This window comes from Bacillus sp. FJAT-29814 (genome assembly GCF_001510715.1).
GTDB lineage: Bacteria > Bacillota > Bacilli > Bacillales > Cytobacillaceae > Neobacillus.
This window is the reverse complement of sequence record NZ_LMTJ01000008.1, coordinates 136,145-159,221: the sequence shown is the minus strand read 5'-3', so window position 1 is coordinate 159,221 and position 23,077 is coordinate 136,145. Positions and strand designations below refer to the sequence as shown.

The 23,077-nt window shown below is 39.8% G+C and carries 36 protein-coding genes; 2 read left to right on the top strand and 34 right to left on the bottom strand.

Going from position 1 to position 23,077, the window contains the following annotated elements; translation table 11 throughout:
* Nucleotides 1-5 precede the first annotated feature (5 nt).
* On the top strand, nucleotides 6-299 hold the full coding sequence (locus AR334_RS20955) for a hypothetical protein (RefSeq protein WP_066317025.1): 294 nt from the start codon (nucleotides 6-8) through the stop codon (nucleotides 297-299).
* A gap of 18 nt (nucleotides 300-317) precedes the next feature.
* On the opposite strand, the gene AR334_RS20950 is transcribed toward AR334_RS20955, so the two are convergent.
* From AR334_RS20950 to AR334_RS20940, 3 genes are read right to left on the bottom strand one after another with little or no spacing between them, the layout of a single operon-like run.
* Nucleotides 318-1,358, bottom strand: coding sequence for an N-acetylmuramoyl-L-alanine amidase (locus AR334_RS20950; RefSeq protein ID WP_066317023.1), 1,041 nt, complete (start codon nucleotides 1,356-1,358; stop codon nucleotides 318-320).
* 3 nt (nucleotides 1,359-1,361) lie between these two features.
* The gene (locus AR334_RS20945) at nucleotides 1,362-1,544 is read right to left on the bottom strand and encodes a hypothetical protein (protein WP_066317013.1); all 183 of its coding nucleotides are present in this window, start codon (nucleotides 1,542-1,544) and stop codon (nucleotides 1,362-1,364) included.
* Nucleotides 1,541-1,831: a hypothetical protein gene (locus AR334_RS20940; protein ID WP_066317011.1), complete on the bottom strand. Its 291-nt coding sequence runs from the start codon at nucleotides 1,829-1,831 to the stop codon at nucleotides 1,541-1,543. The genes AR334_RS20945 and AR334_RS20940 overlap by 4 nt, the downstream gene beginning before the upstream one ends.
* Before the next feature lie 140 nt (nucleotides 1,832-1,971).
* Between AR334_RS20940 and AR334_RS20935 the strand changes: the two genes are divergently transcribed.
* The gene (locus tag AR334_RS20935; RefSeq protein ID WP_066317009.1) at nucleotides 1,972-2,910 is read left to right on the top strand and encodes a helix-turn-helix domain-containing protein; all 939 of its coding nucleotides are present in this window, start codon (nucleotides 1,972-1,974) and stop codon (nucleotides 2,908-2,910) included.
* A gap of 50 nt (nucleotides 2,911-2,960) precedes the next feature.
* On the opposite strand, the gene AR334_RS29635 is transcribed toward AR334_RS20935, so the two are convergent.
* The 31 genes from AR334_RS29635 to AR334_RS20795 form a co-directional block, all read right to left on the bottom strand.
* Entirely contained in the window at nucleotides 2,961-3,128 is a 168-nt protein-coding gene (locus AR334_RS29635) for a hypothetical protein (RefSeq protein WP_156431354.1), read from the bottom strand.
* A 139-nt stretch (nucleotides 3,129-3,267) separates the two neighbouring features.
* Entirely contained in the window at nucleotides 3,268-4,176 is a 909-nt protein-coding gene (locus tag AR334_RS20930; RefSeq protein ID WP_066317000.1) for a hypothetical protein, read from the bottom strand.
* Nucleotides 4,176-4,421 carry a hypothetical protein gene (locus tag AR334_RS20925; protein ID WP_066316997.1) on the bottom strand — a complete coding sequence of 82 codons (246 nt, stop codon included), beginning with the start codon at nucleotides 4,419-4,421 and terminating at the stop codon, nucleotides 4,176-4,178. The genes AR334_RS20930 and AR334_RS20925 overlap by 1 nt, the downstream gene beginning before the upstream one ends.
* A 13-nt stretch (nucleotides 4,422-4,434) precedes the next feature.
* The gene (locus AR334_RS20920) at nucleotides 4,435-4,884 is read right to left on the bottom strand and encodes a hypothetical protein (RefSeq protein ID WP_066316994.1); all 450 of its coding nucleotides are present in this window, start codon (nucleotides 4,882-4,884) and stop codon (nucleotides 4,435-4,437) included.
* A gap of 18 nt (nucleotides 4,885-4,902) precedes the next feature.
* On the bottom strand, nucleotides 4,903-5,169 hold the full coding sequence (locus AR334_RS20915) for a hypothetical protein (RefSeq protein ID WP_066316984.1): 267 nt from the start codon (nucleotides 5,167-5,169) through the stop codon (nucleotides 4,903-4,905).
* An 11-nt stretch (nucleotides 5,170-5,180) separates the two neighbouring features.
* The gene (locus AR334_RS20910; RefSeq protein ID WP_066316983.1) at nucleotides 5,181-5,825 is read right to left on the bottom strand and encodes a hypothetical protein; all 645 of its coding nucleotides are present in this window, start codon (nucleotides 5,823-5,825) and stop codon (nucleotides 5,181-5,183) included.
* Entirely contained in the window at nucleotides 5,825-6,994 is a 1,170-nt protein-coding gene (locus AR334_RS20905) for a hypothetical protein (RefSeq protein WP_066316981.1), read from the bottom strand. Before AR334_RS20905 ends, AR334_RS20910 begins: the two co-directional genes overlap by 1 nt.
* A 9-nt stretch (nucleotides 6,995-7,003) precedes the next feature.
* On the bottom strand, nucleotides 7,004-7,354 hold the full coding sequence (locus AR334_RS20900; protein WP_066316979.1) for a DUF6711 family protein: 351 nt from the start codon (nucleotides 7,352-7,354) through the stop codon (nucleotides 7,004-7,006).
* 12 nt (nucleotides 7,355-7,366) lie between these two features.
* Nucleotides 7,367-9,613 carry a hypothetical protein gene (locus AR334_RS20895; protein WP_066316976.1) on the bottom strand — a complete coding sequence of 749 codons (2,247 nt, stop codon included), beginning with the start codon at nucleotides 9,611-9,613 and terminating at the stop codon, nucleotides 7,367-7,369.
* On the bottom strand, nucleotides 9,614-9,895 hold the full coding sequence (locus AR334_RS20890; RefSeq protein ID WP_066316973.1) for a hypothetical protein: 282 nt from the start codon (nucleotides 9,893-9,895) through the stop codon (nucleotides 9,614-9,616).
* Between the two features lie 50 nt (nucleotides 9,896-9,945).
* Nucleotides 9,946-10,272, bottom strand: coding sequence for a hypothetical protein (locus AR334_RS20885; RefSeq protein WP_066316969.1), 327 nt, complete (start codon nucleotides 10,270-10,272; stop codon nucleotides 9,946-9,948).
* Nucleotides 10,273-10,470, bottom strand: a complete 198-nt coding sequence (locus AR334_RS20880; protein WP_066316966.1) for a hypothetical protein — start codon at nucleotides 10,468-10,470, stop codon at nucleotides 10,273-10,275.
* A 49-nt stretch (nucleotides 10,471-10,519) separates the two neighbouring features.
* The gene (locus AR334_RS20875) at nucleotides 10,520-11,209 is read right to left on the bottom strand and encodes a phage tail tube protein (RefSeq protein ID WP_253701341.1); all 690 of its coding nucleotides are present in this window, start codon (nucleotides 11,207-11,209) and stop codon (nucleotides 10,520-10,522) included.
* Between the two features lie 26 nt (nucleotides 11,210-11,235).
* Nucleotides 11,236-11,616 carry a DUF3168 domain-containing protein gene (locus AR334_RS20870; RefSeq protein ID WP_066316960.1) on the bottom strand — a complete coding sequence of 127 codons (381 nt, stop codon included), beginning with the start codon at nucleotides 11,614-11,616 and terminating at the stop codon, nucleotides 11,236-11,238.
* Between the two features lie 10 nt (nucleotides 11,617-11,626).
* Nucleotides 11,627-12,094 carry an HK97 gp10 family phage protein gene (locus AR334_RS20865; RefSeq protein ID WP_082693050.1) on the bottom strand — a complete coding sequence of 156 codons (468 nt, stop codon included), beginning with the start codon at nucleotides 12,092-12,094 and terminating at the stop codon, nucleotides 11,627-11,629.
* Nucleotides 12,094-12,426 carry a phage head closure protein gene (locus AR334_RS20860; RefSeq protein WP_066316958.1) on the bottom strand — a complete coding sequence of 111 codons (333 nt, stop codon included), beginning with the start codon at nucleotides 12,424-12,426 and terminating at the stop codon, nucleotides 12,094-12,096. Before AR334_RS20860 ends, AR334_RS20865 begins: the two co-directional genes overlap by 1 nt.
* Nucleotides 12,427-12,437: 11 nt before the next feature.
* Nucleotides 12,438-12,728 carry a head-tail connector protein gene (locus AR334_RS20855; protein ID WP_066316956.1) on the bottom strand — a complete coding sequence of 97 codons (291 nt, stop codon included), beginning with the start codon at nucleotides 12,726-12,728 and terminating at the stop codon, nucleotides 12,438-12,440.
* Nucleotides 12,718-12,876, bottom strand: coding sequence for a hypothetical protein (locus AR334_RS30040; protein ID WP_172799271.1), 159 nt, complete (start codon nucleotides 12,874-12,876; stop codon nucleotides 12,718-12,720). The genes AR334_RS20855 and AR334_RS30040 overlap by 11 nt, the downstream gene beginning before the upstream one ends.
* Before the next feature lie 44 nt (nucleotides 12,877-12,920).
* Nucleotides 12,921-14,096, bottom strand: a complete 1,176-nt coding sequence (locus tag AR334_RS20850; protein WP_066316954.1) for a phage major capsid protein — start codon at nucleotides 14,094-14,096, stop codon at nucleotides 12,921-12,923.
* A gap of 2 nt (nucleotides 14,097-14,098) precedes the next feature.
* The gene (locus AR334_RS20845) at nucleotides 14,099-14,704 is read right to left on the bottom strand and encodes an HK97 family phage prohead protease (RefSeq protein ID WP_066316951.1); all 606 of its coding nucleotides are present in this window, start codon (nucleotides 14,702-14,704) and stop codon (nucleotides 14,099-14,101) included.
* A complete protein-coding gene (locus AR334_RS20840; RefSeq protein ID WP_082693048.1) occupies nucleotides 14,667-15,938 on the bottom strand; it encodes a phage portal protein in 1,272 nt (423 codons plus the stop codon). The genes AR334_RS20845 and AR334_RS20840 overlap by 38 nt, the downstream gene beginning before the upstream one ends.
* A 14-nt stretch (nucleotides 15,939-15,952) precedes the next feature.
* Nucleotides 15,953-17,632, bottom strand: a complete 1,680-nt coding sequence (locus tag AR334_RS20835) for a terminase large subunit (RefSeq protein WP_066316948.1) — start codon at nucleotides 17,630-17,632, stop codon at nucleotides 15,953-15,955.
* Nucleotides 17,629-18,090: a phage terminase small subunit P27 family gene (locus AR334_RS20830; protein WP_066316941.1), complete on the bottom strand. Its 462-nt coding sequence runs from the start codon at nucleotides 18,088-18,090 to the stop codon at nucleotides 17,629-17,631. The genes AR334_RS20835 and AR334_RS20830 overlap by 4 nt, the downstream gene beginning before the upstream one ends.
* Before the next feature lie 146 nt (nucleotides 18,091-18,236).
* Nucleotides 18,237-18,626, bottom strand: a complete 390-nt coding sequence (locus AR334_RS20825) for an HNH endonuclease (RefSeq protein WP_066316934.1) — start codon at nucleotides 18,624-18,626, stop codon at nucleotides 18,237-18,239.
* Entirely contained in the window at nucleotides 18,620-18,892 is a 273-nt protein-coding gene (locus AR334_RS20820; RefSeq protein ID WP_066316930.1) for a hypothetical protein, read from the bottom strand. The genes AR334_RS20825 and AR334_RS20820 overlap by 7 nt, the downstream gene beginning before the upstream one ends.
* Before the next feature lie 122 nt (nucleotides 18,893-19,014).
* On the bottom strand, nucleotides 19,015-19,383 hold the full coding sequence (locus AR334_RS20815; protein WP_066316928.1) for a hypothetical protein: 369 nt from the start codon (nucleotides 19,381-19,383) through the stop codon (nucleotides 19,015-19,017).
* Complete coding sequence (locus tag AR334_RS30035; protein WP_172799270.1) at nucleotides 19,380-19,538, bottom strand: hypothetical protein; 159 nt, start codon at nucleotides 19,536-19,538, stop codon at nucleotides 19,380-19,382. The genes AR334_RS20815 and AR334_RS30035 overlap by 4 nt, the downstream gene beginning before the upstream one ends.
* Before the next feature lie 254 nt (nucleotides 19,539-19,792).
* Nucleotides 19,793-20,191: a hypothetical protein gene (locus AR334_RS20810; protein WP_066316916.1), complete on the bottom strand. Its 399-nt coding sequence runs from the start codon at nucleotides 20,189-20,191 to the stop codon at nucleotides 19,793-19,795.
* A 439-nt stretch (nucleotides 20,192-20,630) separates the two neighbouring features.
* Nucleotides 20,631-22,496, bottom strand: coding sequence for a phage/plasmid primase, P4 family (locus tag AR334_RS20805; RefSeq protein ID WP_066318546.1), 1,866 nt, complete (start codon nucleotides 22,494-22,496; stop codon nucleotides 20,631-20,633).
* Nucleotides 22,497-22,631: 135 nt separating this feature from the next.
* Nucleotides 22,632-22,835, bottom strand: a complete 204-nt coding sequence (locus AR334_RS20800; protein ID WP_066316913.1) for a hypothetical protein — start codon at nucleotides 22,833-22,835, stop codon at nucleotides 22,632-22,634.
* Between the two features lie 16 nt (nucleotides 22,836-22,851).
* Nucleotides 22,852-23,076: a hypothetical protein gene (locus AR334_RS20795; protein ID WP_066316910.1), complete on the bottom strand. Its 225-nt coding sequence runs from the start codon at nucleotides 23,074-23,076 to the stop codon at nucleotides 22,852-22,854.
* Nucleotide 23,077 lies beyond the last annotated feature (1 nt).

The window sequence follows — 23,077 nt, the reverse complement described above, 5'->3', positions numbered from 1 at the left end:
ATATATTGCCGTGGTGGATTAATGAATCTTGGAATTGGTTTTGGTATTACCGTCGAGGAAAAATAAAATATCGTGTCTTAGAGTTCGGTAGTACTTTTAATGCTTCAGCATCAAACGGAATAATTACTGTGTATAACTGTTATGGCGGCACCCCAGAGCAAGCGAAAGAAATGGCGGCATTTAAGTTAAAGAAAGCTTTAGAGCGAGAAGAAATGCTGGAAAATGATGAATTAGTTGAAGAAGTAGTCCATCAGCATGGAGAATTTACTCTTAAACGCATTAAGCCCCCTACTCAATGAGCAAGGGGCTTTTAATTTTTAAAACATGACTACCCAGGTCTTAGGCCCGACTTCGCCGTCAGCTTTTAAGCCGTGGGCTTTCTGGTACTCTTTTATCCAAGCTGCCGTTTTTTCTCCATAATAATCGTCCACTTTCACAACCTGTTTGCCAAAATATTGATTTACTTTTTCTTGTATCTTGCCGACATACTCGTTTTTGATTAGCGGCTTTTTTACCTCGAATACATAACCAGGATAAGCAAGTCTAGGTTTTAAAGCATTAAGATCCAATGATAAGTATCGACCATTATTGCCGAACACCCAATAATCATTACCGACATTGTGCCAATCATTTACGTTCGCAAATACGTCAAAGATTTCACCTTTATTAGCCTGGCGAACCGATGGAAAATTTGTTCCCGGTCCTGTCCGAACGTTTAAGTTATCCACCAGCACAATGACTTGGGCAATGCGATGTGGCGCTTGTTTAGGTGGGGTAGGTACTGGCTGCGATACTTGTTTTGCAGGTAACCCTAAAAACTTAGCAGCCCCACGAGCATGGGCCTCACCAACAGCTTTTAAAAATGCCTCGTCTTTTAATCTGTTTGCGTCAAATGCATTTGAGATGAACAGATTCTCGGTCAATACAGCAGGTATTTTTGGTTCACGAACCATGTGGAAATTGGCGCGTTTCTTGCCGCGGTCCGTGGAGATTCCCCACGCTTTCATTACCCCCAAAATTTCGGCATGTAGAATATTCTGAGCGGAGATACTAGCCGCACTTGGGTTAGTGTAAACAAACGACTCAAAACCATTTGCGCTTTTTGCCTCTGCGCTGTTAATGTGAGGACTTACAATCAGATCTGCGCCCCAAGCGTTAGCATCAGCAGTTCGTTGACTTAGTGTTTTTGTCTCGTCTTCAATTCGGCTAGTCCGCACTTCTACCCCGTCGTAATTGGCTAAGAGATACGATTTTGCATAATCTACTATTTTCCTGGTTAAGACCTTTTCTAACAATCCGTTACCAATAGCGCCCGGATCTGTGCCGCCGTGTCCTGGGTCTAAATAGATTTTAGTCATTACTTATTCCACTCCTTTGGTTTTTGCATCCACATGAGCCTGTCCCAAGACATAGGCAGCAATCACAGATACTAACGCAAGTACGCTTTCCCCGTCTAGTCCTAAGTCAAAATAATCGTTTGCAATGACAGTGATGACACCGGCAACAGTGACGAGAAATTTCCGTGAGCCAAGTTTCTTTTTCATTCCCCATTCCCCACTTTCTCCTCAATTTTATCTACCCTTTTGTGCAAAGACTTGTTGGATTCTTCTACTCTCGTTACGCGCTCGCCCAAATGCTGCATCTGTTTTTCGCTGGCTTTTAGGTCAATCTTGATATCGTCTACCCCGCGCCTGATATAACCCAATTCTGCCTTTAATTCTGCGCTTTCCCGTCCGTCAGACTTAATCACTTTTGATTTGTTTAGCGAGTATGCCAGGATTGCAATTATTACGGATGTAATGGAAATCAATACCCCAACCTCTACTGTCATCCATGCACCTGCTTCCTTGGAAAATAAAAAGAGCCCCGAATAGGACTCTAAAAATAATATTGACAATTTAATTATTAAAGAGGATTTTTGTCAGTTCTTGTTGAATTCTATCACCATAAAAAAATGGTGGTGTATACCTTATGAAAAACTCCTGGGAATGGACAGAAGAAGACGTTTTAGAATTAATCAAAAACGAAATCCCAGAAAGCTTAAATCTTGATTATAAGCAAATCGATTCTCTTGCTAATACTGACGGTAAAAAGAATGAATTAAGCAAGGATGTTTCTGCTTTCGCAAACTCTGCTGGTGGTGTATTAATCTACGGTGTTATTGAAGATGGCCATGTTCCAACTTCCATAGATGAAGGTGTAGATCCAAACGTTATCAGTAAAGAATGGATTGAACAGGTTATTGATTCTCGAATCCAACGGAGAATCCCAGGAATAAGAATCAATCAAATAAAACTCTCAAATCCTTCTGGAAATGTAATTTACGTAATCGACGTTCCTCAAAGTCATTTTGCTCCTCATATGGCAGCTGACAAAAGGTATTATAAGAGGTTTAACTTCAAATCAGTTCCGATGGAAGAATATGAAGTAAGAGATGTTGGGAACAGGAATCAAACACCTGATCTAGAATTTATGATTACGTTAGATGAAAACCAGCTTACTTTTCCACAGAATTTAAATATTTCCAATCCAATGAATTTCAATTTTGTGCTTCAAAACCACTCTGTTGTCCCAGCCGAATACACTACAGTGCAATTTTTTGTTGATATCCACCTTAGTTCATCAAACATTGGCGGGCTTATAGAAAATGGACAAACTGAATTAACCATTGGCGAAACTCGGACTAAAGCAAAAAAGTACTACAAACACATAGCAATACCTGCTTCAGTCCCCATAATGAACGGAATATCATATGCAGTAGGTAATGCCCAATTTCGGTTTTACAAAGAAGAAATACCTTATTTAATTTACGTAAAATTAATAACAGCAAGGATGGAACCTAGAGAGTTTTTATTCGTAATAAGCCATAATAAAAACATTGTCCAAGTACAATCCATGCCAATACCATGAAACTTCTAAAAAGACTCCCAAGTTATTAGTAACTAGGAGTCTTTCTAAATTTATTCAAAGGCACATTTCACTTCGGCAATGGAGATTTTAAAATTTCCTTCTCCCCATTCCTGTAAATAATACTCTTTATCCTCTTCGTAACATTTCTTAGCTTCTTCTTCAGTATTAAACACATTGAAGTGAGTTTTTCCAGAAAGGTCATAGCAGACATACCACATTATTGAAATACCCCCTCAATGCTAAAATAATAATCCCGTAACCATATATTCATTATAGTCGCGGATTCTTTATTTTAGCCATAAAAAATAGGCCTGAATCCAGTCTTTCTTATGCAACAAACGAGACCCGTTAGTGAGATTACCGTTTCGCATACAACACCCGTTTCGGAGCTTTAAGTAGCTGGGTCGGCTTGCCTACAATAGTGGCTTCTTTACCAGTTAACTCGTACAGTTGCGGTTTAATAAAGTCGTGACTTCTAGTAATTGCGTTACTTAAAATAAACACCACTTCATTGTTATTCCCTACGCTAAACGAGGCAGATTTATTAATAGCTCTAATTTGAATAGAATCACTTGAATCTTTCACAATAATGCCATTATCCGAACTTTCATTTGACATTAGAGCAATATAGTTAGAATTTCGTTTTACAGGCAATCGAATACTTGAATTTTGCCACGTACCACTCGCATCCAACCGCCCCACGTTCGACCCAAGCACCTTAAAGTTACTGTGCAAGTTCCAGCGCTGATCGTCAAAGGAAGGAATCAAATTTTTTGCGTTTAGCAACACTTTATCGCCCACGATATTGTTCGGGTTTTCAAAGTCGTATTGTGCGACGATTTGACCGTTTAGGTAGCATGTGACTTTGTAGAGTGTGCCTTTTGTACCCTCTAACCCTTTATAGTTAGCGAAAACAGTGACATCGTCAGTAAAAGCTTGTTTAGCTTTAAGTCTTACTTTACTTCTTTGTCCGTATGTCAAACCACCACTTTCAACAGAAAGTTCAGAACCAGTTAATGCTGCTCCATTCGACGTAGGGATATAATACCACGCGTTATTTAAACCATTTCTACAATCAACGATATATTTCCATCTACCAAAATCTTGATTCGAATCAATCAAACACTCAATCTCAATCGCGTCCATTGTCATAGAAGGTAGTTGAAGATAATCCGTGACTCCATTAAAAAAAATCCCTATTTTGGCTTTCTGATTCGCTCGCTTTATAGGTAAAACACGTTTAGTTGGTCTTTTTGAGAGAACCATTATTCCTCACCTACTTCGACAGGCGATTCCTCCACTAATAAAGATTCCACCGTATCACCGTTAATCGGAAATTCCGGGTTTTCACGGTTATAGGTGGAAGTGAGATAAAACGTATCGCAAACAGGCTGTTCATCCGTTTCTTCAAACGCATCGTGTATAACGACTAATTTTGCTTTGATTTCCGCTTGTTCTTCTTCTGTCAGTTCCATCACTCCATTAATATGAGGTGGTTGTAATCGTGCCATGTGTATTCCTCCTTTACGCTTTTAAGTACGCCCACGCGCTCATCGTAACTGATGCTGTATGTCCATTAAATAATTGAATCTTAAAATACCTCGCTTTCACGACAATATTTCCAGCTCGCTGTTGAGGTGTGCCAGTAGCGATTACATCATAATCAGCACCTTGCCACGTTACACCATCACTAGACCAAAGAACGTGAACCTTACTTGAAGTAGCCCCGCTATTTAATAAAGTAATACCTATTTCTGAAAAACCATCCGCGTCAATCCAAGAACTATCAGATGTCCCACTAGCCCCCACACTCACCGCGTTATGCGTCTGAATCGTCTGCGCATACCGACTCTGAATATCAGTTGGTTGTGCAACATTACTGCCCATAAGTTGCGCAGCGACCTTGGGCATTGGTTTATCCGTGACCGTATCTAACTCCATCGCATGAGTGTATTGACTTTGATTTAAAGGCATATAAAAACCTCCTCATAATTAAAATGCTTTCTGGCCTGTCAATCCTGCAACCAATTCCCGTTCGCAAGATGTGCAGATTTTTTTGTTTGCAACTAGTTTGAATCGGCCATATTGACCGCAAATATCACATTTTGCCTCGGCTAATCGCAGCATTATTAATTCGCCGTTTGAAATTACCTGAACCTTATCCCCTACTTTAATCCCTGTTAACGTAAATTGATCCAGAGGAATCACAACGGAACCATCCTCTTTGACCTCCGATACAATAATTTCTATTGGATCCATCTTTATACCTCCTAGTCTCCAACTCTCATAATGTAAAATTTTATATCCATGTACGATCTCGGACCATCGTCAGACCCCATCAAGAACCGTAAATAATCCCCGGCACTAATCCGTCTAATGTGAGTCATTTGGAGAGGAACCTTTGACGCGTTCGGAGGGGAACTCCAATTCCAGTTAAAATCCCCTGCTTTTATCTCGGCCTTGGCGATTGTACTTTGTAGATCATTCAAAGCATATCCAATGTACCAAGACTGACGAGATAATAAGTCAGTTCGAGCCATCTCGATATGAATTTGATAGATACCACCTTTCAAAAAACTGAACCTTGAAGTGTCTATAGAATTGTTCATACTGAAAAGGTGAGTACTTATTTCTGAGACATGGGCAACCAATGGAATCCCCGCAATAAAATCACTATTTAAACTCAGTCCCTCACATTGTCCAAACAACAATCCTTTTCCTGCATTGAGATCGGCCATTACTGCATCATACTGTTTTTCAATATTATTTAATGCAGCTGCATTTATCGGAGTCCCAGCTTGAGTCACGGTTCCTGGAGCTGGTATTAGGGTGTCAAAACCGCCAGCTTCTGTACGCGTAAACCGATTCGGATATTGTACAACACGGTCCACCCAGTTCGTTTTCGTATAAGGCATTATAATCCACCTCGACTTTCGGTTTGGCACGTTAAATAGCCTTGATATTGATACTCTTGTTTATAAATCCGGCCTTGCTTCGCATAGTCAGTATCAATACCATTTGAAATAATTACGATGTCTGCGCATTCAAGGACAGGGTTTCCTCGCCAATTCGCCTTATAAACTACGTTAAAATTGCTTTCAAGGATAAACCAATCAGCAATCATTTGAGCCCGTTCAATTGTATTTATTAAAGGATTGTCAATTGTAAATGATTCACCGTTTTTACCTGCAATTGCTATGTTTACTTTGCTATAATCGGTAGATTCATCAACACTGGCATAAACCTTAATTATTAATTGATAAATTGACTTTCCCAAGGTGATTTCCGGAACGGTATACATATTTTCAAGGTCTAACCGCTTCATCCCATTCCCGTCGTTCATTTTTGCATAAGCAGTTGTATCAAATGGGTCAAATCCGGCATATAAACCGTCCCCTGCATACGTCATATAATTACCAGCCGAGTCAATAGTTGCAAAGGGTTTTATCTGCACGATTCCATTTCTGTCTTGAAAGACTGCACACATACCGGCAATGCCAATGTGTTGGAGAGCTACCCGACAAGTGACAGCCTCTTTAAATCCAGTGGAGGTCGTATAATTTTTTAATGATTGATCAATGGTGTAATCGGTAATACCGGCAACCCGAAAAATATCGACTGCTATGTCATAAAGAGTCATGTTAGCTCCAACACCGGGCCCACCGTAAGGAATGTTGCCCAACATCGTAAAATTATCGTACGCAATTAGAGTAACCGTCATAGCACCCACATCGTTTTTCCAATCATCAAGATAAAACGACCCCATTGGTTCCCATTCAACAGTTCCATTAGGCAAGACCAAGCCTAGTTCTATAAAGATTTTCGGTCGCTGCGCAATAATCTGATGCATATTTGATAGATTTAAAAAATTGAAATTACTACTGGTATTATCCAATGTCACCTGTAACTCATTAGAAGGAATCGAGTCATTGAGAGTACTCATTTCTTCAAGGATGGTCAATTGAGTAATAACCGTATCATCATAAACATTTGTGGATCCATTTATGTTAAAAGTGATTCTCGCGTTGATTTGCCGGCCGTTAGCATAGATATTTTTTTGGTAATCAGTTGTTGAATTTAACATCTATGCTCACTACCTTTCTATCAAATTAAATTTAACGTCCTTCCAACTGGGGACACCATTATCAAACCGCATCATTGGAGCCGGACGGTCACCGCAATAAAACGTACCTGTCTTATTGGAGTTATCCTTAGGATCAAAATACACGACTGTAAAAAATACTGGATCCACAGCATTTAATATTTGACTGTACTGGGCCCCTGTTAGAAGAGCCCAACCCAATTCAATTTTTCGTTTCGTTGCGATCCGCTCGATTATCATGGTACCAGCTGCATTCCGTTCCGCTTTTGAAATATCCATAATATCGACTTGATACTCTGAAGGAGTGGGCAACGCCACCCCACCAACTGTGATTAGAGCCATTTGCCCACCACCCTAAATTGATTGTAGCCTTACGTTGGTGCCAACACGTTTATTTTCTATATCTGCATAAGGCTTAATGATTCTTGCGAAGGTCCGACCATCGATATTTAAGATAATATCTCCACCTGGTCCCGATGACCTGCTATACTGATTTGCTTGCATAACAGCAGTGCCCACTGCCCCCGCAATTAAATCTTGCAATTTATCCAAAGGAGATACAACTTCTTGACCGCCCGGGTTATCACCGATGAGCGCGAGAGTTGGTCCGTTGGTAATACCGCCCTTAGCTAGTTTTGGGATTTCCGGTATATTTGGAATCTTGCCGCCTAATGGAATGGCGTTCTTCGTCTCATTGAATGCTCTGATTATTTTATTAAAACCAGTAATCGCACTATTCACAATCTCTTTAAAGCCATTACCTATTCCCTTCGAAAATGCATTTTTAATGTCTTCGAACCTATTGACAACCGGAGTAATGATAGTACGCGCAAACCACTCGACAGCTCCATTGAATGCACTCTTTATGGCGCCCCAAATGGTTGAGCCAACCTTGCCGATTGATTCAAAAGCCGCAATGACTTTATGGGCAATATTTACGCCTGTTGTCCACATCCAGCTTCCGAAATCTGTGAAAAAGAGTTTTACACTTTTAATAAAATTTGTGACCCCGGCAACAACATCACCCAAACCCTTAGAAAATAGTTTTACAAAATCATCCGCAAAACTTTTGAAAAATTTGGCTCCGTTTGTCACAATTTCAATAAGCGATTTTTTGATTCCACCTACAAATGTGAGATTCCAAAAATTCCAAATTGCCTTAATGGCCCCGGAGAACATATCCTTAAGTCCTTCCCAAGCCTTAGACCAATTCCCGGTAAAAACGCCACCGATAAATTTCAATAATCCCTGGAAAACTTTAATCACTCCATCAATTAAACCCTTGATTGATTCCCAAATAAAATCCACAATAAACATTACTATCGGCTTTATAAAATTCCAGATGTTCTTAAATGCCTGGATGATCATAGAGCCATTTTCTTTCCAAAAGGCAATCATTCCTTTTACCTTTTCAATAAAGAAATCGGACACGGCCCCCCACGCCTTTTTAAACATTTCAACCGCTGGGGCAAAGAACTTTTTCACCTTTTCGGCAAATTCCTTTACCTTTTCAGAGATTTTAGTAATCGTATCCTCTGATTCACCGGGATCAAATCCACCTCCCAAGCTAGCACCAGCTCCTGCGTCACCGGTCCCTGCACCGGCACCACCTGAAGATGGTTCGTTGAGAGTGTTTACTTCATCAAAGCTTGCTACACCTCTGGATGCCGCCTTATCCGCTTTTGCTTTCTTCTTTGCAGTTTTATCAATAGCATTGCCTAAATCATTTGTAGCACCTGTTTGATTCGCAATTGCCGCCGTTTGTGCTTCCCCAGCTTTTATATTTGCCTTTGGAAACAACGCCCGCATAAAACCTGCAAATGTTTGAAATGCCTTTTCAACGTACCTCATAAAGGTTGTTAATACCGGCAATGCGATATTTAAGATTGGTAGAAACGCTTGTCCAAGCGCCATCCTGGTATCACTTAGGGCAGCTATAAAATTACCTTTCAATAAAGCTGTATTGTTGGCAATTTCCCAACCAAAGTTCTGTTGAGTCTTTTCCACAATATACTGTGCAAGAACAGCCTTTCTCATTTCGGTGCTTAGCGTTTCCCAGGGAGCACTCTTTGCGATATCCCTGTAAGCCTTTGACATAGTGACAGCTGCTACACGGACATCGATTCCGAGCTCATCTGCCCCGTCAGCTTCTTGGTTCATCGCAGACCGCATACGGTCCGAAATCTCAGTCATTTCCATCCCTGTTCTAGAACGGATTATTGCTGCTGCTTTCATTAGATTCGTTGTCTGGTTCAATAAATCTTGAGAGTCTTTAGCCGTCGCTTTCAATCGTAAAGAGAATTCGTTTGCCATCTTTGCGGTTTCTAGCTTACTGAACCCCATTGCTGCACCAACGGTGTTTTGCCATTTGACAAAATCTCTCATACTAGAACCCAGCGTACCGCTAACAGTTCCCATCAGGGATTCAAACTTAATTGCGTCCTCGATTCCTTCTTTAAGTGTCAGCCCGGTACCAATACCCGCTAAGATTCCTGCCATTCTTCCAGCAAAGCTTTTCATTTGTGACTGGGCTTGCTTCATCCCCTTCTGTAGACCGCTTAAGTCTGCACCTATACGGACTAATAGGTTACGTAATGCCATTTATCTCACCTCCCCGCCTAAAGCTGCGTTTAATCTTTTCACTTCATTAAGCATTTCCTCGTTGGTCATTTGTTTCGGTTTTCCTTTATGCCCCAAAACCTCTTTTAGAGGAGGCAACTTTTTAATACGATGCCAATACTCTCCTAACCACACGAGAGTTAATTTATCTTCGTCTTCTCGCTTTCGTTTTTCATTATAATCGAGAATTTTGAGATTAAGTTCATAAGGGGTCATTTCGTTATAATCAGAAAGGCTAAGTCCAATGTGGATAGCAGATTTCAAAGATTCTTCCCAATTCCATGAAGTATACTCTGTAGATCCGCTATCCGAGGTTAGTTTTTTTCATCAACCTGACCAGAGCCACCGAACGCAACATTAAAAGCCTGATTCATTTTTTCTAAGATTTCATTGTATGATTCCGCTTGATCTAGCAGATCTTCCATGTCTTCGAGCTTTAGAGTTTCATTGTTTTCTCTCGCATCTGTTAGAAGACCGCACCAGATGACTTTTTCCAAATCTTCAAAGTCAAAATTATCAATGTCAAAATCATCGATGCTTTTGCCGGTAATGGCTGTTAATTTTTTCAGTGCTTTATGTCCAAAGCGTAATTCTCGCGGACGGTCGAGATTAATAATGACTACGTCGTTTTTATCCGGCATTTATTTTTCCTCCTTTTTTACCCAAGCCAATGGTGTATCTGCAGTACAATTTATCTCTGTTGGATAAAATGAAAGAGTTACTGAGGGAAAATCATCCACCGACGCTTCAAACTTAACTGCAGTTAATCCCCTTATTTCCTTGTCATCGATCTTAACCTTTGCCTGATTAGGCCCTATTACATCGATATCAACCTTCAAAGTTTACCCCTCCTATACAAATAAAAAGACTAGAGAATTATCCCTAGTCTTAAGCAGTCTTAACGAGTGTTACTTCATAAAGTTTTGGCGCCTTGTTCGGCTCTTGAGCCATGAGAACAAGTTTTTTAGATCCAACTGCTGTGATTGGTATGGCTGCAGATGCAACTCCACTGTTAAGTGTCTGTGTGAGTACCCCATCCACGAATAGATTGATAGTATGGTTAGCAGCTGTCGCCGTAAGCGTGACGGATGCAGCAGTAACACCGCTATATGCGTATAGATTGTTACCAGCATTAAACGCCGGTGTTAACGCTCCGCCGGTACCGGTTAAGGATAAAGCTGTTAAGCCACCAGAAGGCGTTAATCCTAAAGTCGGTTGGCCAGATACCTTAATCGTTGATTCAAAGCTGACATTGTCCTCTAATTCTGCTCCGGTGCTAACGCCCGTCACGATGCCGTTAAAGGTCCAAGATGCACCAAAAGGGAATAAAATGGTGAACGGCATTAAGGTTCCTGCATTAAACGCATTATAAAGGGCCACTTGACCGTTTGTGTCACCAGCGTTTAAGAAACCACTAAGCGAAACTTCCCCACCATCTTTTAAACCCTGCGCAAATGTTCGCCAACCATTTACGCTATCAAGTGTGGTAGTTTCTATAGTATCAGCACTTGGTTCTAAACCGCCAATACTGGTTAAATCAGCGACACTGTTCGCGCCGATCAGAATTTTTGTACCCATTGCTTGAGGCATATTATTATCACTCCTTAAAATTTAACTCTTAAATCAAATGCTGATCTATAAAGAGATATTTCCTTCTCATAACGTTTCACAGGGTCATCATAAGTGGCGTTTTGAATAAATGGACCATTTTCGCCAATTACTCGCCCTTGGAAAGATATGATTTTTGCCACTACCGCTTTTGTTAAAGCTTTCATGCTAGCGTAACTATCATGCAAAATATAAATTTCGCAAACTACTTCTCTGGTACTCAGATAGCCCTGCAGACTTTTGTCAGGAATACCATCACTAGACACGTATATCAAAAAAGGTGCCTTTTCCCCTTCGGGAGCTGCCAAGGGGAATATTTTATTGGATAGACCTGGTATAGTCTCGAATTCAGCCCTCAAAGCCTCCTCAAAGTTCATCAAAAACACCTCACTTTAACAACTTGTCTATTTCTTTTCCTAATCGCTTAACTATTTTTCTTGTGGATTCAGCTTCATTTTCTGCCAGAGCGTCACGTACAAAGTAAAGACCGGGTTCGTATCCATTTGCGGTATTGAAACCATATTCCTGAGAAACAGGATAGTATCCGGTAGGTTTTTTTCCGCCGTATATGCCAGGGTTTTTAATTGGTTTTTGGAATACTGGATTAAGCGCCCTGTCAAAGACAATTCGATAAACGGATTTACATTTTTTTCGTGGTGCTTTTTCCAAAATCTTAATAATACCGTTTTTTAATGTGCCTGATAATTCCGGAGCATTCGCTTTCGCGTCTTTCAAAGGGTCTTTGATACCTTCACGAGCTGCTTTTGTCGCCACGCTCTTAGGGACCTTTTCGACCCTTTCTAACTGTCTCATTAACTCAGCAAAACCTTCGATTTCGGGATATCCGCTGGCCATTATATCAACTCCTTGCATAGCAGCTGGAGCTCAATGTTTTTTTCCTGAAAGTTAATTACAGAAATAATGCTAAAAAAACGTTCTCCAAACTTTATTCGCATATCGGGTGTAATCCCCGAAAGGTACCTCAAATTAACCTTATGAGTAACCTCGCTATTTATCGTTTCGGCCGCGAAAAATTCTTTTCCGCTAACCGGATAAATGCCGGCACGTGATTTTATAACATCCACCCAATCATTAGATTTTTCACCGTAACTGTTTTGGACGCCCGACTTCTTTTGAAATGAAATGACATGTCGAAATTCTCCCGGATTTATCCTGTATCTAGTCAATAAAATCACCCCTATAACAAATTGATAGAGTGCATGTCTAGGATAGATTTTATGACCGGATTTACCTTGTCATTTTCAACGGAAAAAGTACGATTATCGTACATTTCATTTACTAGAACAAAAAGAACAATTGTTAAATCCTCTTTTGTATCCATTTGGTCATAGGATAGTCCAGTATAATTTTTGATGTATGACTTTCCGGCTGTATGAATAAGGTCAAATGTCTTATTTGTTTCAGGATCATCGTTATATTCACGGGCATAGTCTTTTAAATCTTGCCTGGTTACCTCACTAATTTTCATCGGTTTTCACCTTTTTCTTAGAAGGTACTTCCTCTACATATCCTGCTTGGAGCAAATCCTCGCAAATGGCCTTATCTTTAATTTCCTTCACTTCACCAACACCCATGGTGACAACTCCGGCAAAGCTAACCAATGCCTTTACTTTCATCACGTCACCCCCTAAAAAAAGAGAGTGAGATAAACCCACTCTCTTTAAGCTTTCATCACTAATTTGGCGATTTTTTGTGCATTTTCAACCTTAGAATCGATTTCAATCCAGCCGACAACACCCACAGCGTGCTGAGTAGCGAATTTCTCGCGAAGGACCTCGATGGAAACATCCTCAGACAATTTAACTGCCAGGCCGCTCATATCACCGTAGAAAATAGCGGTCTTACCAGCTGCCATTGCCGGTGCATTGATAGATGTGTAAACATCCTTACCTAAAAGTGTATATCCCCAACGCGCAGTAGCATCCTTGTTCAACAAGTAATTGCCTTGGCCGTCTTTAAGCTTGCGAATAGCAGCACGAGTTGCTTTGTTCATGATCCAAATTGAGCTTCCTTGGAACACATCTGGAACAGTTTCCTGTACGTCAATCAATTCATCAGCAGTGACTGCTGTTTGGCTTGCTGCTGTGACGGTTTGAGTCACTGTTGAAAGACCGGCTACCTTCCCTGCAGTACCATTAAGCAACTCTTTTTCAATCCATTTTGCGATGGATTCAGCCATAGCTGTAATAACAAAGCTGACAACATCAAATTGAGAGTTATTGATCAAAGATTTAGATACCTTTGATAATACTCCGGCCAAGAATCCCTGTAGTTCAATGCTCAAAAACTTTCCGGATGTTGACTCTAGTTCTGTAAATTCAGTAGCATATGCCATTGTAATGCTTTGAGTTGACTCATCATAGTAAGGAATGCTAAGTTTCCCACCCACATTGTAACGAGTCGCCAGTTGATAAATTGGTGATAGATCATAAACCTTTTTGATGATTTTATTGGCAATCGATGACGGAATTACGGCTCCATTATCACCTACAGTCAGGTTAACGTCAGCGCGTTCTTCCACTATTCCACGAATATAATTGCCAAAAGCGCGTTCTTCAGCAGCGGCGCGTTCCTCAACTTCAGTCTTTTTAACAGGCTTCTTTTTGTCCAAAGCGCGAGCTTCTGCCTCTGCTGCAATGGTTTTATCAATTTTTGCAATTTCACCTTTGATTTCATCGAAACGTTTAGTCTCATCATCTGAAAAAGCACGAGTTTCCTCTTTTGCTTTTTTGAGGATTCCGTCCATTTCATCCATTAGATTGTTACGTTGCTCCAAAAGAGTAGGCATGGATCGGTATTCAATTACTGGTTTAGCTAGTACTTTGTAAAATGACATGCTTATTGTCCACCTTTCAATTTAAGATATTCAATTTCTCTTTCAAAAAGAGAATGATCAACTTTTTCTCGCTTTTCATTTTTGGAAGATAAGTCCTCAATCTCTGCTTTAAATTCATCAGAGCGATTTTCAGTGATAACCTCTTCTTCACCGCGAGCCTCGATGGAGGTAGCGATGTAAGCCGGCGTTTTATCCAAAATAGACACTTCTAAGAGGTCAATATCCTCTAATGTTCGGCGCTGAATACCGTCAGAACCATCTTCCCAGCATGGTTTATTGTCGATAAACCCAAATGACCAGCCCCGTAATTCTCCGTTTTTTGCCTTGGAGATAACATCATCATCGGTTACCGTAGCAATGGCCCGTAAACCAATATTGTCCTCATACAATTGCAGGTTGCCTTCTTTGATGGACCCTAATTTACGGTTTGAATCATGGTTAAACCGCAATTCTACATCATCAGCCTTACGAAGTGCTTTTTCAAAGGTTTTCGGCTTAATTTTTTCCTTAAACCGTCCACGAGGTGATGGCAGCACCCTGCTTTCACGGTCAACAGCATTCACGTACCCATCAAGCAGCACCTGGTTCTCCCGGATTTCTATTCGCATTATCATCACCTCCTCCCAAGCCCTTGTCAGGGTTATTCATGTTGGCCGATTTATTGGTATTCGGCGTGTAGATTTCTTTGGTTACCGGATTATAAAGAACATCCTGCAAGCCAAGTTTGATAAAGTTTAGACCTAATGGTTCCAAATCTTCTCTATACCGGATTTCATCAATCTGCATAATCCCGCTTTTAGAGGCGATTTCATAGGCTTTAAACCGCTTTTCGATGTCGCCTTTAAGTAGCTCTTTCGTGTCAAAGACAAAATAAAAAGACCCTTTTTCACTAGGAAGCAATAGGTCCTTATTTAAAGCTGTTTGCATGGCCACCAAAATAGGCAAGATACAAACCTTTATCCAGTTGTTATACACTTCGTCACTAGCAGTCCCATCCAAAATGGATTGGGGAACAATAAATATCTTGGAGATTTCAGCAGAATTGGTCCTCTTATTTTCGTTAAGCTGCATTTCCACGGATGTGTTTGAGGCTTCCTGAAAATCTAGACCGTTGTTCAATACAACAACGTTCTCCGAATTATTGCCATAGAGTTTTTTCCATGCCGCTTTTAATTCATCAATAGCATCCTGACTTAAGCGATTTTGGCTTTTTACAAACCCCTTCTTATTACCACCCGTTTTTACTAGAATCTCCTCAAAAATTAAAGAATTGTATGCAACGGATAGCATTTTGTTGTTTTCCTGAATAATTCCCTTCCCGGTAACACCATCTTTAGTTTTTCGGGTGAGTTTTAAAAACTCAAAATCACGATACATAGATCCGTGGACAAGAATATCGTAGTCTTTAAATATTGGATCCACATTCATGTTGATCGCGACATTCCTATAGTCCACATAATGCAGACTTTTCAATTCGTTCCTGGCGCGATTTATAAAAGCATATCCAGCTCCATTTAGCAGATAGTCCTCGACAAGAGCTTTTTTAAATTGAAAACCATCCAAGGTGTCCTTGGTATCATCGTTCAAAAGCGAAAGACGGTTATCACCCTCGATTTCGGTCACTTTCCCGTTATCGGCCTTATACAACTGTATAGGCAGGGAAGCAACTGTATCGGTGATAATTCCCACACATGCGCTTACTGCCGGGATATTTAAAGCCTGCTCCTTGGTAATATCGCCGGTTATTAGCCCCGAGCTCAGAAGCAGCTCTTCAAGTGAAATCCCTTCTCGTTGTTCCCTCTGGTATTGCCTAAATTCCCGCCATCTTTGCCATAAACCCACATTCTCACCTCCTCCTAAATAACCTGGGCCCCAAAATTAGCATCCGGATTAAAAATTACATCTTGCTGCAAGAGATAAATAGCGTTGATTAAACTAACAACCATATCCACTTTGCCGGTAGACTTTTTCTTGTTAACGTAAATGTTTTTATTGGTGTCCTCGGTAACCTTGGCGTTTTGAAAATTCTCCTCTAACAGACCATTTTTCATGTAGTGGAATTCTTTATTAAGAATTTTCTCTCTCAATAATTTAGTCGCTGGATGGAGAACGCTAGAATGCTGCTTTACTTCCACAGTTTTATATCCTTCTCTTTCTAGCCGCTGTGCCGTGGACAAACAGTTATAACGGTCATAGGCAATCCCAACCACAATTACCTTATGCTTTTCCTCTATGGCCAAGATTATCTCTTCAATAAATCCGTAATCCACAGTCATGTCGCCGCAAGCAAAGCAAACGCCCTGCTTAATAAATTCATAGTAATTGATTTTTTCCAGCCGATTTTTTTCTGGAATCCGTTCAGTAGGTACAAAAGCAAACGATTCAGCATAGATTTTCCAATCCTCTTCCGTGACCATAGAGTACGAGCAGTTATCATTGGTCATGGCCAAGTCTAACCCTAACCACACCTGCCGGCCGGTCCAATCAAAACTATCAATCTTGCATTTTCGAACATCATCAATGTTTACATAAGCCTCACCACTATTAGAAGGGAGAAAATGATTCATATGTTTACAGAGATATTCTTCACGTTCGGCTGGCTTTTCTAAGGCCGCCTGTCGGCTATCCCGAATTTCATTGTAGTTTTCCTCAATCCTTAAAGGGTTTGCCTGGTATAATCCGGTATCGTCCCAAAGATGCTCCGGTTCTGCATAATAAAGTAGCGCAAACATCCGGTCATCCTCGATTATGCCGGCAAATACCTTTTTGATATATGCCAGCTCCTCGAGCATGATTGACTTATCCTCAGCATATGCCGTGGTCAGCTTAAATCGTAGTGGGTTCTTAACGTTCAGCTGGCCAGATTTCATTGCGTTTATATTGCCGTAGTCCTTAAATGCTCCAACCTCATCTGCGATAAAGGCAGACGGACGAATAGTGTTATTTTTGTTTGCTTCCCCAGTTCTTGCTTGATAAAAGCTATTGGTCAATTTGCAAATAATCTTGCCGCTAAGTGTTTTCGGAACCACAAAGTATTTTCCAATATAGGGACTCGCTTTTAGAATTTGAGTCATGGCCTTTTTTACTTCCCCGGCCAGTTCCCGGTCCAAACAAATAGAATAAAACTCTGAATAATCATCCTCAGTAAGCATGAGAATGATAAAAATCAAGGCACATATAAAGGTTTTGGCATTTTTCCTCGGAATAAATAGAGTGACATCCCGGTATCGAAACTTATCAGGATCCTCTTTAAATCGCCAACCAAAAATATTAACAAGAAAAAAAGCCTGGAATCCTTCCAAGCCATCCAAAATAGTTTTACCCGTTACCCCTAATCCAGTAGCGAAATTGAGTAAAGACAAGATTCCTTCTACCGTTTCAATTTCAGTCTCATCAAAGTAATAGGGGAACTTATCCTCATGCTGCCTCTCCAGATCTCTCAGGAACCAATTACACTGAATGATTACTTCTTTAGTCGTTATTTCCTTGCCAGCTGCAACCCTCTCAGCGTAGCGAACCGCTTTTTCAAAAATCACTTTTTACCACCAGCCAGGACTTTCAGCAGCGGATCATCTTCCTTGGCTTTCACCTGAAAATTGATATTCCCCAGTTTGGCCCGGCTTTGAGGTGATAGGCTTAATTCAGTACAACATCGGAAAAAGTCTTTTGTATATTTTTCTTTAGCTCGCATAAGATCTTTATCTAAAAGCTTTTCGATATCTTTATTAATCAGCTTTTCGATATTCTGTAAGCGATCTATAGCAATTGCGAAGGTTCCCAAAATATAAACATCCAAATTCCCAAGAATCCCACTGGCATGCAATTCCTCAACAACATAGTTAAAGATCTTTTTCTGCCTAGCATTCAAATGTTTAGGAGGGGAAATATTATCTGCAGCACCTTTTAGCTTTTCCTCCACTTGCGTTCTAACCGCAATTTCATCTTTTGTTAAGTTTTTGCTCATGGTTTTTACGCTTTTCGATGGCCTTGCCATTTCCTCACCTCCTAAACTTTTCATTTCGGGAATTTTTTTCGAGCGAAAGTGGAGTCGTGGTCTCACTGGTTTTAATTGTCAGAAAATTCAAGGTGGGGGGTACAATTCAGAATTGTTTCTAATCGACAAACAATTTTCTTTTTAATTTATTTGTCGAATAACGACTCTTGCGCTTTTGTAATTTCCAACAATTCGACACGGCCTATCTCCCCAGCGTCCGCCATCTTGTGATGATTGCTGCATAAGCTGATCAGGTTCTCGTCATCCAATCTCTTGTTCCAATCCTCCACGATAGGAACAATATGATGGACCTCTATGTTAGTAAAGTTATATTGTTGCTGCGTGTTATGCAGCTTACGAATACAGACCTGGCATAGATGCTTGTCACGTTCCCTTATTTGTTTACTCTTATTTGTCCATGCTCTTGTGCGTCTGAACTTGTCAATGTAAGTAGGTTGTTTAGTCCGTACAGGTTTACGTGGACAGACATAGGAACGATCATGAATACCGCCACAATACTTGCAGCTCTTTAGCATTGCTTATCGGACGCCCATTTACTAGATATCCGTTTCGCAATCTCTTGACCATTAAGATTCACATTAACAGAATGATTAGACTGCTTATTGATTTGCTCCTCTAATTCCTTCAATGCAGCCGTTGCTTTCTTCGCCGCCCTGGTTACTGCCTTTAATCCCTTCAATGCTTCGGTACAATCCAATTCAAGTTTTACTTTAAGACTGTTACTTAATGGTTTAACTGCCTCTGGATACTTTTCTTTGTTTGACTCGCGCTTTTCAGCCATGTCACAACAACTCCTTTTTATATTAAATAATGAATCTACAATCCTTAGTCCTCAATGGTGGTTCAAGGACAGCATGTGTAACAGATGCACCGGTACACAGTAATAAGGCGATCAAGATAACTCTAATCATTTCGTCTCAACCTTTTTAATGATTCTGTAACTATTCTAGAAATCTCTTTACCATCTAAGGTTAAAGGTATGACAACCTCACTCTCCTTTATCGGAGCAATCGGTTCTTTGTTCTTATATATTTCCAGCACAGTTTCAACTTGTTCGGGTGTTAAATCGAAGCAATGTTTCTTACATCGCCTTATGATTTCATTTCTTACATACAAAGCATCTTCACTAATCTTTTTCACCTTTGTAAATGGTTTAGGAACCACAGGACCATCACATCTAGGACAACGAATGCCATCCATTCGATAACCATGCCCTATGACAATTGTCTTGCAGTATTCATCTAAACATTCAAATTGTAATTCATGTTTCATTTCCGCCTCACCGCCCCATTTTTCCTAGTGTAGATATCCCTGTTCATTCCCATGATCTCGGGCCAATTTACTCTCTCTTGTTTCTTTTTCTTAGGTGACTTAATATTCTTCAGCTGCTTAATTTGTTCATCTGATAAATGATCAGCAATTTTCATAAGCAATCACCTGCTAATAAATATTAGAACCATCTTTACTTCGGCAGATGGCGAGCCGTGCCGATCCACACCTTAACCGCTGGCATCACGGCTGGAAGAGGTAACCGAAACTATGACATGCTGCGTCGCACAGTCAATCATAGCCAGGCATGGAGTACATATAAAAAGACACCATCCGATAAGATGATGTCTTTTTGATAGAATTCTATGTTATTAGCATAATGGAGATTTTCAATGGGTTCTATCGCTACAATTTAACTTAAGTTCAGATGATGTGCGAAATTTATCATTTTAATAATTTGAGCATGCTTATTGTAAATATGTCCTGGCGTGTATCCTAACTCGTAAGCCGTTTCTGTTAATGTTTTACCTTCAACATACTTCATATATAAAATTTTATTCTCTAAGCCTTTGAATTTACTAATCAATTTCTTAGCATTATAGAGATCATTCATTTTGTGTGCTAATTCATATTCTGTAGCAGCAATGATATCTTCTAACTTTGATGCTCTTGAATCTGGGTGTAATTGAATACCGGATAAATCACCGGCACCCATCCATCTTTTTAATTCATTTTTGTAACGCTCAAGTTCAAATTCTACGTAAGAAACTTCTTCTTCTAATTGTTGATAATCCCGCAGCCATTCATACAAACATGCTCACCTGCCTTTATTTCGACAAAATGCGTTACCATCTGTTACCGACTCAAAGCCTTGATACGACTGACTTTCCGACAAGTTTCGACCCCTTTGGTAACGCATTTACCCCCTATTTTTCTTATATAAAATTAAAATTTTTATATTTATTATTATATATTTTATTAAGAAGTTGATTTTATCTGTTACCTGTTACCGACACCACCAAAACCATTGATATTACTGACTTTTTCGAGGTAACGGATTAGGTAACAGGTAACGCATTTGACCTGTTTTTTGATGATTTTTTATTAAAACGGTCACTATTTTAGCCATTTTCGTGACCAAAAAACGGTCAAATGCTTTTTTTCAACCATTGATAATACTGACTTTTTAAAAGTGGTTTGACCAAAAATCGGTCACGACCTTTTGACCATCTTTGGAAAGGCGCAAAAATTTACTCTTCACTTACAAAAATTCTTTTATTTTTTCCATCTACTTTTTGAACCTTTGTATTGAATCCGAAAAACTGTTTTATCTGTTTGCTAAAGCTAATATTGCTTACTGGCTGGTATCCATTTTCTGAACAGTAAACTTTATACTGCATGTAGATATCACCCACCACCCCACGCTCCAGCTCCACATCCTCATTATTGACGAAACTAAGAACCGGATTATTTTCTTCCTGGTATTTTGATAATTCTTCTTCGACAGCTTTCGATTTTGTAAACTGTTTATTAGTAAGCAATCGTTTGAGTGCGGATAATGCCAAGTTCAATACATATTGCATTGATTCATCTGACAGCAATTTATCAGTAATAAATGGATCGTAATCTTCATCGGCAACACTGAATTTTGCTCTAAACGGAACGATTTGTAACCGGCGCCCAAGTCCGTCCGTGTAATCATTAATTCTCGGCATTTCGTTAGCGGAAAAAATCATTTTTGCATAGTTCGTAAAATCAAAAGGATCCTTTCCTTTTCTTTCGACGTTTAAGGTTTCGCCGGTAGACAACTTTTTAAAAACAGACGATTCCTTAATGTACCCTTTGGAAATATCGTCACCGATGTTAACGAGCTTACCGAACAACTCTGCCGTTTTGAATCGCTGATCAAGTTCTTTCAAGTCCAATGATGCACAATTATCCGTCCCGGCCAACCTCCGGATTATCTTTAGATAGGATGATTTACCGTTGGATCCGTCACCAGTGAGGATAAATGTGGCCGCGAATTCGTTACGACGAAATAAGATATAGCCTAAAATCTCTTCCAAAATGGCCCTGATTTTTTTGTCGTTAACCGCGATTTTATTTAAGGTTTTATCAGTCACTTCATAGTATGCCTTAGGAATATAAGGCACCGGAATCTTGTTTCGAGTGATAATTTCCGGGCTAAAATCCTCGAGTTCCCATTTTTCCAAGTTAAAAACTCCATTCCTCACCGGTACATATTTGGTAGGAGAAAAGTGTTTGTCTTTGGCTTTCAGTTGCAGGTAAGCGAGAGTCTCTTGGCGCTGCATTCGCTTTAGATTAGGAATATGTTTTATCATAGCCTCCTCGATGTCAGCCTGTTTATCCGAATACACACCGTCCTTATAAATATGTAAAATGTTTGCGATTTTACATATATGATGCTCATTGATTAAAAAATCTCCGAATTTCTCATGCTGGAAAGAACCCTTTATAAAAAAGGATTCTTTCATAAATGCATCATCACGAAGGATAATATTTAGTTCTTTATCCTCAACCGGTTCTTCCAGGATGTATTTATTGATGATGGCGATTGTTTCTTTAATATCCTTTTTGGCCATACCCTGGGACTGCATTTTTAAAATATAGGTAAACAGTTTATCGTTCCGGCCGTCTCCCTCGGATAGCTTGGTCAAGTTAGGATTTTTCTTATGATACGGGTAAAGCCAAATGGGTAACGGTTCATGCTCAGTTGCTTTCCTTATCCACCGGCGAACATTCCCATCTATCTTTAACGGATCCGCGGTGTTTTTTATCCCTAGTTTGTAATCACAAGGGATTCCTATGTTAGAAAACCACTTAATTTTATTGGCGGTTATGTCATACCCTTTGAAATAAAAATGGTATCCATTAGTCGTCTCCAGGACTGAACATTGGATGTCTTTGTCCTCTACTATATCGAGTAGCGTTTCAGCTGCGTCGATATCATCCACATCCACCATAATATAGTCATCTTCCAAAATACCAACATAGGAATCGTATTTTCGAACGGTATTATAGGATAATAGTTTGCCAGTGTCTTTGAATTTAGTGGCAGCATGTTTCCCGTTGCCTTTGAGATAACCTTTATAAATGTTAATCACCTACTTTCGAAATCGACTATTTATTACATAAAAATTTTGTAGTTTGCCGTCATAGTCGATTGCTGTCAAACTCACATGCCGTCGATTGAAAATGCCGTCAATTGCCGTCGTTCCCGATTGCTGTCGTTAAAACCATTTATTTGCATCAGATTCTGCATTAATTCCACGAAAATCCGCTTTAGACAGTTCTAATTTTAATTCCCTATAGTCCAGGTCATAAATGCTGATTCCATCCTTCGTTTCTGTGATGCCTTTTTCTAGTAATCTTTCAATGATGTGATTTCTTTTTAGCTCTGGAAGGGTTGCTACTGTGTTATATAAAATCCCCATTTCATCACACCTTTTTTTAGTCGGTTGGTTCAGTATAAAAAGGTTCAATGTCCTTTTCTGAATCAACAATTAATTCAAGTTCAATGTTTTCCCAGTATCTATTTCCATGTATTTTCGCTTCGTCAGATTCTTTATAGGCTTTTTTAGCTAATTCTAATGCCTCCTTTTCGTCATTTGCCCACACATTACAACGAACATAGCTGTAACCTATGAATCCATTTGTAGCTTCATACAGTTTCATT

Coding starts and splice junctions, on each gene's coding strand:
- AR334_RS20865 (WP_082693050.1), bottom strand. CDS start 12,094: ATGGCCAGCGGATATCCCGAAATCGAAGGTTTTGCTGAGTTAATGAGA.
- AR334_RS20925 (WP_066316997.1), bottom strand. CDS start 4,421: ATGGCACGATTACAACCACCTCATATTAATGGAGTGATGGAACTGACA.
- AR334_RS20885 (WP_066316969.1), bottom strand. CDS start 10,272: ATGCCGGATAAAAACGACGTAGTCATTATTAATCTCGACCGTCCGCGA.
- AR334_RS30040 (WP_172799271.1), bottom strand. CDS start 12,876: ATGAAAGTAAAGGCATTGGTTAGCTTTGCCGGAGTTGTCACCATGGGT.
- AR334_RS20950 (WP_066317023.1), bottom strand. CDS start 1,358: ATGACTAAAATCTATTTAGACCCAGGACACGGCGGCACAGATCCGGGC.
- AR334_RS29635 (WP_156431354.1), bottom strand. CDS start 3,128: ATGTGGTATGTCTGCTATGACCTTTCTGGAAAAACTCACTTCAATGTG.
- AR334_RS20930 (WP_066317000.1), bottom strand. CDS start 4,176: ATGGTTCTCTCAAAAAGACCAACTAAACGTGTTTTACCTATAAAGCGA.
- AR334_RS20920 (WP_066316994.1), bottom strand. CDS start 4,884: ATGCCTTTAAATCAAAGTCAATACACTCATGCGATGGAGTTAGATACG.
- AR334_RS30035 (WP_172799270.1), bottom strand. CDS start 19,538: ATGAAAATTGCTGATCATTTATCAGATGAACAAATTAAGCAGCTGAAG.
- AR334_RS20820 (WP_066316930.1), bottom strand. CDS start 18,892: ATGGCTGAAAAGCGCGAGTCAAACAAAGAAAAGTATCCAGAGGCAGTT.
- AR334_RS20945 (WP_066317013.1), bottom strand. CDS start 1,544: ATGAAAAAGAAACTTGGCTCACGGAAATTTCTCGTCACTGTTGCCGGT.
- AR334_RS20900 (WP_066316979.1), bottom strand. CDS start 7,354: ATGGCTCTAATCACAGTTGGTGGGGTGGCGTTGCCCACTCCTTCAGAG.
- AR334_RS20875 (WP_253701341.1), bottom strand. CDS start 11,209: ATGGGTACAAAAATTCTGATCGGCGCGAACAGTGTCGCTGATTTAACC.
- AR334_RS20915 (WP_066316984.1), bottom strand. CDS start 5,169: ATGGATCCAATAGAAATTATTGTATCGGAGGTCAAAGAGGATGGTTCC.
- AR334_RS20830 (WP_066316941.1), bottom strand. CDS start 18,090: ATGGCAAGGCCATCGAAAAGCGTAAAAACCATGAGCAAAAACTTAACA.
- AR334_RS20905 (WP_066316981.1), bottom strand. CDS start 6,994: ATGTTAAATTCAACAACTGATTACCAAAAAAATATCTATGCTAACGGC.
- AR334_RS20855 (WP_066316956.1), bottom strand. CDS start 12,728: ATGAAAATTAGTGAGGTAACCAGGCAAGATTTAAAAGACTATGCCCGT.
- AR334_RS20910 (WP_066316983.1), bottom strand. CDS start 5,825: ATGCCTTATACGAAAACGAACTGGGTGGACCGTGTTGTACAATATCCG.
- AR334_RS20845 (WP_066316951.1), bottom strand. CDS start 14,704: ATGCGAATAGAAATCCGGGAGAACCAGGTGCTGCTTGATGGGTACGTG.
- AR334_RS20850 (WP_066316954.1), bottom strand. CDS start 14,096: ATGTCATTTTACAAAGTACTAGCTAAACCAGTAATTGAATACCGATCC.
- AR334_RS20935 (WP_066317009.1), top strand. CDS start 1,972: ATGAAAAACTCCTGGGAATGGACAGAAGAAGACGTTTTAGAATTAATC.
- AR334_RS20800 (WP_066316913.1), bottom strand. CDS start 22,835: ATGGGGATTTTATATAACACAGTAGCAACCCTTCCAGAGCTAAAAAGA.
- AR334_RS20870 (WP_066316960.1), bottom strand. CDS start 11,616: ATGAACTTTGAGGAGGCTTTGAGGGCTGAATTCGAGACTATACCAGGT.
- AR334_RS20895 (WP_066316976.1), bottom strand. CDS start 9,613: ATGGCATTACGTAACCTATTAGTCCGTATAGGTGCAGACTTAAGCGGT.
- AR334_RS20815 (WP_066316928.1), bottom strand. CDS start 19,383: ATGAAACATGAATTACAATTTGAATGTTTAGATGAATACTGCAAGACA.
- AR334_RS20795 (WP_066316910.1), bottom strand. CDS start 23,076: ATGAAACTGTATGAAGCTACAAATGGATTCATAGGTTACAGCTATGTT.
- AR334_RS20940 (WP_066317011.1), bottom strand. CDS start 1,831: ATGACAGTAGAGGTTGGGGTATTGATTTCCATTACATCCGTAATAATT.
- AR334_RS20825 (WP_066316934.1), bottom strand. CDS start 18,626: ATGCTAAAGAGCTGCAAGTATTGTGGCGGTATTCATGATCGTTCCTAT.